Origin of the sequence: Mesorhizobium sp. M4A.F.Ca.ET.090.04.2.1 (genome assembly GCF_003999085.1) — a bacterium.
Classification (GTDB): domain Bacteria; phylum Pseudomonadota; class Alphaproteobacteria; order Rhizobiales; family Rhizobiaceae; genus Mesorhizobium.
In genome coordinates this window covers 1-1,007 of the sequence record NZ_RZOT01000920.1, presented here as the reverse complement: position 1 = coordinate 1,007, position 1,007 = coordinate 1, and the positions used below count along the sequence as shown (strand labels likewise).

The 1,007-nt window shown below is 63.0% G+C and carries 1 protein-coding gene; it reads left to right on the top strand.

The features are described 5' to 3' along the window. Window positions 1–1,007 (top strand): BamA/TamA family outer membrane protein (locus EN781_RS33150; RefSeq protein ID WP_145965816.1); only part of this gene is annotated, 1,007 nt, incomplete at both ends.

The window sequence follows — 1,007 nt, the reverse complement described above, 5'->3', positions numbered from 1 at the left end:
CGCTGGGCAACATAAGGCTGGAAGGCGATGCGGCGGGGCTCGCCAGCGCCGATTTCGGCCTGATCGCCGGCGGAGACGCCGGCTCGGGCGCCGTGCTCAAGGCCGAGGCGCTGATCGTTCGGGCGCTGAAACAGGAAGGCCGGCCGCTGGCCAGGATCACGGACCGCCAGATCATCGCCGAGCACGCCAGCTCGACGCTCGACGTGACGCTGACGGTCGCGGCCGGGCCGGTCGCCGGCTATGGCGACACCACGGTCGACGGAACCGAGAAGGTCGACCGCGACTTCACCGAATACATGACCGGGCTGAAGCGCGGCCGCCAATATTCGCCCGACGAGATCGACGACGCGCGCGACCGGCTGTTCGGACTGGAGGTGTTCAACAGCGTGACGATGAAGGAAGGCGAAAGCCTCGACACCGAGGGCAACATCCCGATCAACGTCCAGGTCAGCGAGCGCAAGCCGCGCTATTTCGGTATCGGCGGCACCGTCTCCAACACGGAAGGGCTGGGCCTGGAAGGCTATTGGGGCCACCGCAACCTGTTCGGGCGCGCCGAAAAGCTGCGTATCGAGGGTGCCATCAGCGGCATCGGCAGCAACGATCTGGGCGAACTCAACTACAATGCCGGCATCATGTTCGAGAAACCGGGCGTGCTTGGGCCGTCATCGAAATTCTTCACCGGCATCAAGACCGTGTTCGAGCATCCCGACGCCTATGACCATTTCTCGGTCAAGGGCAACATGGGCGTCTCCTATGACCTGGACAAGAAGCAGAGGGTTTCGGCGGAATTCGCCCTCGACTATTCGAGGATCACCGACGCGTTCGGCAAGCACACTTACCTGATCGCCAGCGTACCCTTGCAATATGTCTATGACGCCAGGGACAACCGGCTTAATCCGACAAGAGGTTTCAGGGTGCTGGCCTATGCCGAGCCGAGCTACGACATACTGAACGGCGCGACGTTCCTCAAGCTGAAGGGCGAAGGGTCGGCTTACCAGTCGCTGGAC